Source organism: Alteromonas sp. ALT199, assembly GCF_018619335.1.
Taxonomy (GTDB): Bacteria; Pseudomonadota; Gammaproteobacteria; order Enterobacterales; family Alteromonadaceae; genus Alteromonas.
In genome coordinates this window covers 1-9,112 of the sequence record NZ_JAHHDX010000028.1, presented here as the reverse complement: position 1 = coordinate 9,112, position 9,112 = coordinate 1, and the positions used below count along the sequence as shown (strand labels likewise).

Here is a 9,112-nt window from a genome sequence, read left to right as displayed (position 1 = left end):
ACTAAATACATCGAATATTCTTAATGAAGCACTTCAGTGTCTAGGTTGCACTAACAGTGCAGGAAAACTTACCCATGAATGTATATAGCAGATTCAAACTGAATATTCTGTGGAACAAGCGAAAAATTGGAGCAACTTACCCGCCGGTGCTTTCCCCGACCGCCCCGGTATATTTCTGGGTGAACTTTCCATCGAGCAAAGGGGTATTGTGAAAGCGATTTTGCAAAAGGCTGCCAGTGAAAACGCGATGCGTTTGCAAAATTGTTGACTTTACTCACTAGCGAACAGCGAGAAAAAGCGAAGTTAAAAGGGACTTACAGAGATATTATCGCAGGTCCCCAAGCCGATGATGCGATTCCCGATAGCCAAGAAGGTTTAGCGGTGTCCTCTTTGTCCCAGAAACAAGTTTCTTTACTAAAAGAAGCCATTTATACCTATGTTGGGAATATCAATGAAACCGAGGCTAAAAAATACATGGAGAAATACGCGAATGCGTTTGATAGCACTGTGATAGGGTTTTCTGGAACCACAGCATTAAATGCTGAAGACGATTATGTACGCGTTCACGGCCCTTCTCTATGGATAGAATTCTCAATGCAGTCTAATAAGTCCACAAATAAACCAGGTAACCATCCTCATTCGGTTTGGCGTGATACGCAGACCGATTATGGCGGGCAGAAATAGTGATAACTGTAAAACCGTATAAGTTTCTTACCAGTTTCAGTCACGCTTTTGTTTACAGCCTCGTCGCATTTGCGTTTTCAGTTAGCGCACACTCATTGCCTGGCAGCGAGTTAGTCTTTAAGGACATAAACTCAAAAACGGGAATAACGTTGAGCTTTCCCTTGGAAGAATTTGTAATTGCAGCGCCGCACCTAAAGTTTGTTGAAAGTGCATCTAATTTAGGTGATTTGACTAGTAACGAAGCTAACCAGCTAGCTCGTTACTTCAACCAACACTTTAAGGTCAAGTCGGTAAACGAAGGACAAAAAAACCAGTTCATACCCCCTAGCTTACATTCAATTGAAATTAACGATAGGTTCAACGAACACGTTGGCCACTATAGGCGAGTTGAAGTGCAATTTGCACTAGCCCCCAATGCACTAACATACAACAGCCTTTTTCCTGTAGCGCTGCATTTCGACGCTATTTTGCACGAGATAAGAAGTCACAGAGTAGCTGTGTTTTATGAAGACAAGCAGAACCGTAAAATAAAACTGGTCGACTTTGTTTATAGCGAAGCAGACGGCAAACCAACCGTTCACTTGTTGTCACCACATCGCTAACTTTTTACTGATTTGCTTTTAGCATCTCTGACAACGGCATAAGCTTCACCTCTGCACAGAAAAGTAGAGATTCACTATTCACCCATCCAGCACAGGTAAGATGGCTGGGATCTGTTTCAATAGGCGCAACTAGTATGTTTAAACAATCGTTGCTTTTAAGTTGTGCCAATTGCTGGTTATCGATGCACATGTTTTGCGAAACATAGATCATAGGGTTTTGAATTAAGTCGTAATTTAGGGCCTGCGCCCTTTCTAACATTGCCGATGACATCAAGGAAAGCGGGTAAAACTGTGGAAAACGGACCTTATTCGCAAACTCGTCAACATACTGTACTTGATCGGCGAAAGCGCTTAACAGGTAATTTTTAACGTTACCAACAATCATCCACTTTCGCTTTAAAAAAACACTGCCATCTAACAGCGTTCGGTCTTTCATCTTTGAAATCTGGTCTTTGCTGTATTTTAACAACGAGGAAGTAACAGACAGGTAGTCTGACTGGCGATAAAAGCCGATTAAGCTAGGTTTTCCTGACGCTTTTAAAATTAAACGTTGCGACTCTTGCTCGCCTTTCTCAGAACTGGAAACACGAGCAGATTTAATCGTTAAGCTTAGTCCGTCCCCCTCTTTCGCCGGGTTAACAAAGGTAAACTCATAAACAGAGTATCGCCTTGGTCTTATCGCAGATGCGTCTTGATTTATTTGCGTTTCTATAAATAGGCCAAGTTGGAACCCAAGCGCTATTGTACCTTGAAACGGGTTATCCAATATATGCTGCCACCGCATAGGGTCATGAAATAGGTTGAAATCGTCCGTCGCATTTCGAGCGATATCGATGTGTAATTGAGTAAGTGTATGCAATTACTATCCTTAAAAGAGGGTACGTCAACAGATAGTAAGTATCTGAAGTACCGACTTCGTGTATTCCAAAAACACTCCAATAAGAGAATTGTAAGGTCACATTTTTTTCATCTACGTTCTAGTATAGGTCATGTCAGCTATGGCAACTAATTTTAGAGCCTGGCATTTATATCAACGCGTTTTGGTTTGTTTAAAAGCGCTACTTTACCGCTATGTAAACATCAATATGGCTGCCGTTCACGTAGTGCTCGAAGTCTACAGTGAACGTTCTTTCATAATCAGCACTTCCTTGAGTAAAATATCGCCAAACATCGCTCCAGGCATCAATGGCAATTTGAGGCATCTCTCCTTGTCTGGTAAAAACAAGGTACTTCCCTGATGGAATGGTAATGTTTTCAGCGTTTATATTTTCAGGCACATTATTACCGTCAAAACCTGCCAACACCGAAAAGTTTCCGGTGTGATCATCTTCATAGTTAAAATACACCCCATACACACGTTCACCGCCTTTATAGTCTACAGCTATCGTGTTATCAAACCGTTGCCATAAACCTGGGATCTTTCCGTTTTGAGAAAACTCTGCTTCGTTATTGGTAACCACCGAGAAGCCTTTAACTTCTAACGGTGAAGAAAGATACCTAATTTCCATATCAATGTTCCTTTTACAGGTTGCTTGGATAAGCTAGTGATTTTGTTACCGCCATAATGCTCGTATGTTACGCCACTATATTGCTTTATCGTAAAAACAATACGTTTATCGCGCAGCAATGCGCGAAACGTCAAAATAAGTTGTTTTTATGATCATGTAAACACCAATATAAAGGTAGGTTTGAGCTCGTATCAAGCTCATTTTTTGATACTTTCCGCTTATCAACGAGCATTTCACTGTTAGAATAAATATAATCTATTTCTGTCCCTTCAAAGTTGTAATATATTGTGAATCAACGTTTTTTACTTGCCATAGTCGCAGTACTCTTAGCCATGATAACCATTCAATCAGGTGCGTCTTTTGCCAAGCAACTATTTCCTATTGCTGGTCCTGAGGGCACCAGCGCTCTGCGTGCATTTTTCGCTGCTTTAATTTTGACTTTAATTTTCAGACCTTGGAGGGCGCGCTTGAGTGCGAAAGGATGGCGCAACGTCATTATTTACGGTACCTGCCTAGGGGCAATGAATATCATTTTCTATCTTGCCATTGCTAGAATCCCTCTGGGCATAGGCGTAGCACTTGAGTTTACAGGGCCATTAGCCGTTGCATTTTTTAGCGCAAGAAAAAAACGCGATTTTGCATGGGCTATTTTAGCTGTTGCTGGCGTTTGTTTATTACTTCCGGATATTGGCGGCGCGTCGGCACAAAGCTTAGACCCTGTCGGCGTAATGCTAGCGCTAACCGCTGGCGCTTTTTGGGCCGGTTACATTGTATTTGGTAACAAAACAGGCAACGAAGGTTCAGGCGGCATTACGGTTACCTTAGGTATGCTAGTGGCCGCCATTTGTGTGGTACCCATTGGCGTAGTCAGTCAAGGTAGTGCCCTACTATCTCCAGAAGCTATTCTAATAGGCTGCGCCGTAGGTATTTTTTCATCTGCTATACCTTACACATTAGAAATGAGTGCTATGCGCAACATGCCTAAGCAAACTTTCAGTATAATGATGAGCGTAGAGCCTGCAGTTGCAGCTATAGCAGCGTTTATAATTATTGATGAAACCCTTACGCTATCTCAGTGGTTTGCAGTGGCTTTGGTCGTGATAGCTACCGCTGGGAGTTCCGCTACACAGAAACAAGTTCCCACACAAAAACAGCTTGAGACCCTTTCTTAGGGTTTCAAGCTCAATTGTCTGACTCTATTGACTTTACTTTTTGCCTTTCCTTTCTCTACCCAAACTCTTTGTGCTGTAATGCTTTATGAACTAAGCGGCTACCTTCCCCGTTTAACACTACATAGATAGTAAAACCAACGCTACAGGGAATGATGATGAAACACTACGCCGTAAAAACAGAAGTTGAATGGGAATGGGGCAACGGCAGTGCCACAGGCAATATAAGAGAGAAATTTACTAGCGATGTTGAACGCACTATAAAAGGGTCGTCGGTAAAGCGTGAAGCAAGCGACAGTGACCCTGCCTACCTTATTGAACAAGACGACGGTAGTAAGGTTTTAAAGTCTCACAGCGAAATTAAGAAATCGTCGTAACTTACCTTTCTATCTACTTTGAAAAAAATGCAGCTTTCTTTTTTCACTGACAGCGATGTGGTTAATATAGCAAGGTCGCTTGTTGGCAATTTTCTCTTTAGCAGGGTCGATGGTGTACTTGCCGGAGGTATGATCACTGAAACTGAGGCTTATTGTGGCAACCGTGACCTAGCAATGCAAAAACATTTATTGCGCCGCCCCTCCTCTGTAGCAACGCTTGAAAAAGAGGGCGGCATAGCCTATATCTACACCGTTTACGGCTACCACAGCATGTTTAATATCGTCACTAACAAACCCGGCTATGCAGATTCAGTGCTTATTCGTGGAATTAGACCTACCACCGGCATTGACACTATGCAGGCACGTCGAGGACGTAAAAAATCACTGAACGATTTGTGCTCTGGTCCGGCGAAGCTAACGCAGGCCTTGGCGTTAACACCAGCGCTAAATGGCGAACCTGTGTTCAACAACAATACTGTTTGGTTTGAAAGCAACGCCGATTTTAGTTCCGACGAAAGTATTGTCAGCGCACCTCGTATAGGCATAGATTACGCAAAAGAAGATAAAAGTGAAGCGCAAGGCACACGGGATGATACGACCCTACCATGGCGGTTCACGCTAACACAGCGTGGATGAACATAGCTGATGTGTTTCCATACTTTACATCATATCCATCTTAAATTTGTGCCGGCCATGAAGCTATGTTGTCAGGGCATAGGTCAGCTTACAGTCTATATACTTAAGCAGTTTGTTCACAATTCTCGGTACTGCGACATTGCCGTCAGTATTTTTTGCTTCTACAAAAATATCACAGTCATCGTACTGAATTTGTTGGCGTATAACATAGTCGTTGAGTTCATCAAACAACGTTTCTTTTAAAGGCACCATGCCGACAAAAACACCAGGTTCTTGGTCATCAACATTCCCTTCGCGCTTGATAAAATAAGCGCCTTCAATTTCTCTTTTTAGCGTATACGCCTGCATGGCATCTAACTTTGTTAATCGAAAATGCACGCTTATTTGAGGTTCTGTCACTGCATCTCTCAATGTTTACCGATTAATTTCTACTTTCCAAGGCGGGTTTACTCTGTTCTCCCCCGCCCAATAAAGCTTTATTTTATTGCCAGATGGATCTTTTAAAATAGCCTCTTTCCAAAGATAACGTTGTTCAGTAGGCGGTTGCTCAAAATGAATATCCTTTTCTACAAGCGATGTATATAGCTCGTCTAACGCTTCATGCTCAAAGTAAATCACGCTGTGATTCTGTACGCTTTCGCTTTCTAATGAGAGTGAAAAAGTAGAGGTGCCTTCAGGGCAAGTAAACCTTGCGTAATGCGGTGTATCAACAATTTGAGTGAACCCAAGGGTGAGGTAAAATTCAACCGCCTCAACCATGTTAGTAACGGGTAGTGTAACTTGATTCAATTCCATGAAGGCTTGCTCCTATCTGGTTTTACTGCAATTTGCCTTAATCTTCCCGCCCTAGATAAGCATGAATAGCGGTAATTTTACCGTATTCATCAAATGTTAAGACATCGACAACAAATAATGTTTCTGCTTTATCTACCACAATTTTAAGCTCTCCAGACACCATATTATCGTTTGTCATGGTTGATAGCACGTGTATTTCTATTGAGTCTGCGTTCGCAAAGTTTTTACGTGTTTCGTCGATTGCTAGAGATTTACCTTGTACCGAAATTTTCCAATCACGTAGTGCGATGCTATCTGAAAACATGTCGGAAATACTGTCTAAGTTCTTTTTTTCATAAGCATTAAGGTATTGAATGAAGTTACCGACCAAATTCATTATTCGCGTTCCTTTCATCAAGTTTTTTAAGAGACACTAGCTAGTCGATTTTTTGTAAGAGCTAGCACCAAGTTAATACAAACGTTACACAATTAAAAACAAGGTTGCAGCTGTGGCCGCGCCCATAGTGAGGTTAAATTGTCGTCTTCTAATAGGCGAACTCAACCACACGCGAATTTTCGCGCCTACCGCAGCCCATATCGATATGCTCGGAAACCCAATTACAGCAAAGGCGGTAACAATTGCAATGCCAGATTCCGTATAGTGCTCGCCAGGCGATGAAAATGTGCCTACGCTTGCTAACGCCATCATCCACGCTTTAGGGTTTATTAACTGAAATAATGCCCCTTCCCACCATTTAAGTGGCCTCTGTCGTTTGGTTGATTTAATTTCAATCTCATTCACTGGCCCAGTAGCAATTTTAAATGCTAGCCATAACAGGTATGCAACGCCTAGTACCTTAAGCACACTGTACAGCACAGGGAATAGGTTGAACAGCGCACCAATTCCTAGCAATGTGCTTACCATTAGCCCTGCAACGCCAATCACAATACCCAGCATGTGCGGCAGTGAACGTCTATAGCCGTATTGCGCACCAGAAGCTAATAGCATCATATTGTTTGGGCCGGGGGTTACCGTGCTGATAAATGCAAATGTAGCAAGTGCGATGAGAAGAGATGTGTCCATGACAGTCCTTATGTGTTGAGCTAAGCAACGCGTAGTGTGGTTCAAAGCAAGGTTGGTTAACCAAACGCTTGTGTTTCAACAACACAATACAGTCATATTTTTGTATGCATCATACTCAAAAATATTAAAAAACGGCCATACAGTTAATTAACATTAACGTCTGTATGGGCGTAATTCTTTCAATCTGTATGGTTAAAAGCAACTATCAACTGAGATATAGTTATCTGTATGCAGACAACTTCGTATGACAAAAGGGTTACGATGACGCTCTACGAAACATTAGCCAATGAACTTAAAACCCAGATCGAACGTGGTGTTTTTAAGGTGGGAAACAAACTACCTTCGGTAAGGCAGTTGTCAGCAGAGCATAGAGTAAGTATTGCTACTGTGCAGGAAGCCTATCGTATGTTAGAAGCTCAGCTACTGGTAGAAGCAAAACCTAAATCAGGTTATTTTGTTGCCCGTAACGCGTCGATGGACAATACCCCGCGTATGACCAAGCCTCCGCAACGTCCCATGGACGTGTCTCAATGGGAGGATGTGCTAGATACCTTGCTGAACACCTTCAACAAAGACAATGACACTCAAACCCTGTGTCAGTTTCAACATGCCATGCCCAACATGACAGCGAAAACACTGAAACCTTTGATAAAGCGAATGCATGAACTCACCAAACATCGAGCCTTAGATGGCATGATTTACGGTGACGTAAAGGGTGATGAGAGTCTGCGAAAGCAGCTAAGTCGACTAGCAGCTGCATCTGGCTGTGTGCTGCAAAGCGATGAGTTTATTGTGACTTCTGGCTGCCAAGAAGCGCTATCAGTGTGTCTTCGGGCGGTGGCGAGTGCTGGTGACGTGATAGCGGTAGAATCCCCTGGGTTCTACGGTGCTATGCAGGCTATAAAGGGCGCAGAGTTAAAAGCGTTAGAAATCCCCACTGACTCTGAAACGGGGCTAAGCATAGAGGCATTAAAACTAGCGCTTGACCAATGGCCGATAAAGGCAATTTTAGTCGCTCCAACGGTGAATAACCCGCAGGGATTCGTTATGCCTGATGCAAAAAAGCAAGCGCTATACGAGTTGGCGAGAGAGTACGACGTTGCCATTATCGAAGACGATATTTACGGCGATATAGCTTATTCTTACCCTCGACCAAAAACGATAAAATCGTTCGATGAAGACGGTCGCGTTTTGCTGTGTTCGTCGTTTTCAAAAACCCTCGCGCCTGGCTTTCGCGTGGGTTGGATAGCGCCCGGTAGCTATAGAAACAAAGTACTACATGCTAAGTATGTCAGTAGCTCTATGTGCCCAACCTTGCCCCAGTTAGCTATAGCAAGTTTTATTGAGCAGGGTGGCTACGACAAACACATTAGGGCCATGCGCCATTACTACGTGAGCGCGCGAGATGCTCTGCGTGCAGACATTAAACGCTTTTTCCCTTCAGACACGTGCATTAGCTACCCCCAAGGTGGCTATGTGCTGTGGGTAGAGCTCAACAGCCGTTACGACAGCGTTAAGCTTGCCGATGAGGCTAAAAAACATGGTATTTATGTCGCGCCCGGGCAGCTGTTTTCAGCAACGGGGAAATATCGGCATTGTTTGCGTTTTAATTTTAATGATAGTACTCAAGCTGAAAGAAGCGAAGCTATCAGACGTCTTGGCGAATTGCTTAATGCGCAAAAAACCTAGTTCACTAACCAAATATTTGGTGCTCACTTTTTCATACGACCACCGTTTTAAAAAGAGCTTGTAGCCCAGTATTTGCTTCTGATTGATCCACATCAACGCAGTTAGACCATAAGTCCACCACAATAAAATCATCAGAATTACCATGTGAAACTTTGTATGCTTACGCTAGTGAATAACAAAGATACAAACGATGAAATTGTGCCTGAAGCACATGGGCTATATCGTCTACATTTGAAGCCGAATACGCAGATGGCGATTGAGAATAAACCCGTTTTCGGTGCCAATATAACGCTACACAGTAGCGTATTAAAGCACGATCATTTTGTTGCGACACCAGACAACGTATTAGGCTGGCTAGATCACGGCGGCTTATCCCACTTTGCCATAAAAACCGAAACCAGCCACTTGGAAAATGATGACAACTCTGTGCTTCTGCCCTCACAATTTTTAAATGCTGAAGGCGGTATTTTGCGTGTTACCGCGCCCACCCGCATTTATTTGATAAGCAAAACGCCTATTGATATTAACAAAAACGGCCTGTGCCTATTTACGCCTGTGAAATAACCCCACAGAAATGTACTCTGACCCC

General features: G+C 43.0%; 13 protein-coding genes. 7 read left to right on the top strand and 6 right to left on the bottom strand.

From position 1 onward, the window contains the following. The first annotated feature begins 264 nt into the window (after positions 1 to 264). A complete protein-coding gene (locus tag KL866_RS03330) occupies positions 265 to 684 on the top strand; it encodes a DUF3500 domain-containing protein (RefSeq protein ID WP_251139810.1) in 420 nt (139 codons plus the stop codon). Next, a complete protein-coding gene (locus KL866_RS03325) occupies positions 684 to 1,286 on the top strand; it encodes a hypothetical protein (RefSeq protein WP_025255528.1) in 603 nt (200 codons plus the stop codon). The genes KL866_RS03330 and KL866_RS03325 overlap by 1 nt, the downstream gene beginning before the upstream one ends. A gap of 4 nt (positions 1,287 to 1,290) precedes the next feature. Here KL866_RS03325 and KL866_RS03320 read toward each other — a convergent pair whose 3' ends face one another. Continuing rightward, entirely contained in the window at positions 1,291 to 2,145 is an 855-nt protein-coding gene (locus KL866_RS03320) for a hypothetical protein (RefSeq protein ID WP_214993360.1), read from the bottom strand. 199 nt (positions 2,146 to 2,344) lie between these two features. Beyond that, a complete protein-coding gene (locus tag KL866_RS03315; protein ID WP_025255530.1) occupies positions 2,345 to 2,794 on the bottom strand; it encodes a GyrI-like domain-containing protein in 450 nt (149 codons plus the stop codon). A 287-nt stretch (positions 2,795 to 3,081) separates the two neighbouring features. Here KL866_RS03315 and KL866_RS03310 point away from each other — a divergent pair, with 287 nt between their 5' ends. The 3 genes from KL866_RS03310 to KL866_RS03300 all read left to right on the top strand — a co-directional run bounded on the left by KL866_RS03310 (position 3,082) and on the right by KL866_RS03300 (position 4,976). Continuing rightward, positions 3,082 to 3,966, top strand: coding sequence for a DMT family transporter (locus tag KL866_RS03310; RefSeq protein ID WP_025255531.1), 885 nt, complete (start codon positions 3,082 to 3,084; stop codon positions 3,964 to 3,966). 155 nt (positions 3,967 to 4,121) lie between these two features. Then, a complete protein-coding gene (locus KL866_RS03305) occupies positions 4,122 to 4,340 on the top strand; it encodes a DUF2945 domain-containing protein (RefSeq protein WP_025255532.1) in 219 nt (72 codons plus the stop codon). Positions 4,341 to 4,367: 27 nt separating this feature from the next. Continuing rightward, positions 4,368 to 4,976: a DNA-3-methyladenine glycosylase gene (locus KL866_RS03300; protein ID WP_029661434.1), complete on the top strand. Its 609-nt coding sequence runs from the start codon at positions 4,368 to 4,370 to the stop codon at positions 4,974 to 4,976. 63 nt (positions 4,977 to 5,039) lie between these two features. Here KL866_RS03300 and KL866_RS03295 read toward each other — a convergent pair whose 3' ends face one another. The 4 genes from KL866_RS03295 to KL866_RS03280 form a co-directional block, all read right to left on the bottom strand. Further along, on the bottom strand, positions 5,040 to 5,375 hold the full coding sequence (locus KL866_RS03295; RefSeq protein WP_025255534.1) for a hypothetical protein: 336 nt from the start codon (positions 5,373 to 5,375) through the stop codon (positions 5,040 to 5,042). Positions 5,376 to 5,390: 15 nt separating this feature from the next. Then, positions 5,391 to 5,771, bottom strand: a complete 381-nt coding sequence (locus KL866_RS03290; protein WP_025255535.1) for a VOC family protein — start codon at positions 5,769 to 5,771, stop codon at positions 5,391 to 5,393. A 37-nt stretch (positions 5,772 to 5,808) separates the two neighbouring features. After that, positions 5,809 to 6,147, bottom strand: a complete 339-nt coding sequence (locus KL866_RS03285; RefSeq protein WP_025255536.1) for a nuclear transport factor 2 family protein — start codon at positions 6,145 to 6,147, stop codon at positions 5,809 to 5,811. A gap of 84 nt (positions 6,148 to 6,231) precedes the next feature. Next, entirely contained in the window at positions 6,232 to 6,834 is a 603-nt protein-coding gene (locus tag KL866_RS03280; protein ID WP_025255537.1) for a LysE family translocator, read from the bottom strand. A gap of 261 nt (positions 6,835 to 7,095) precedes the next feature. On the opposite strand from KL866_RS03280, the gene KL866_RS03275 reads away from it, so the two are divergent. Together KL866_RS03275 and KL866_RS03270 are read left to right on the top strand one after the other, a co-directional pair. After that, the gene (locus tag KL866_RS03275) at positions 7,096 to 8,523 is read left to right on the top strand and encodes a PLP-dependent aminotransferase family protein (protein WP_214993358.1); all 1,428 of its coding nucleotides are present in this window, start codon (positions 7,096 to 7,098) and stop codon (positions 8,521 to 8,523) included. Between the two features lie 144 nt (positions 8,524 to 8,667). Further along, complete coding sequence (locus tag KL866_RS03270; RefSeq protein ID WP_311236118.1) at positions 8,668 to 9,087, top strand: hypothetical protein; 420 nt, start codon at positions 8,668 to 8,670, stop codon at positions 9,085 to 9,087. The last annotated feature ends 25 nt before the right edge of the window (positions 9,088 to 9,112 follow it).

Coding starts and splice junctions, on each gene's coding strand:
- KL866_RS03275 (WP_214993358.1), top strand. CDS start 7,096: ATGACGCTCTACGAAACATTAGCCAATGAACTTAAAACCCAGATCGAA.
- KL866_RS03305 (WP_025255532.1), top strand. CDS start 4,122: ATGAAACACTACGCCGTAAAAACAGAAGTTGAATGGGAATGGGGCAAC.
- KL866_RS03315 (WP_025255530.1), bottom strand. CDS start 2,794: ATGGAAATTAGGTATCTTTCTTCACCGTTAGAAGTTAAAGGCTTCTCG.
- KL866_RS03290 (WP_025255535.1), bottom strand. CDS start 5,771: ATGGAATTGAATCAAGTTACACTACCCGTTACTAACATGGTTGAGGCG.
- KL866_RS03285 (WP_025255536.1), bottom strand. CDS start 6,147: ATGAATTTGGTCGGTAACTTCATTCAATACCTTAATGCTTATGAAAAA.
- KL866_RS03300 (WP_029661434.1), top strand. CDS start 4,368: ATGCAGCTTTCTTTTTTCACTGACAGCGATGTGGTTAATATAGCAAGG.
- KL866_RS03280 (WP_025255537.1), bottom strand. CDS start 6,834: ATGGACACATCTCTTCTCATCGCACTTGCTACATTTGCATTTATCAGC.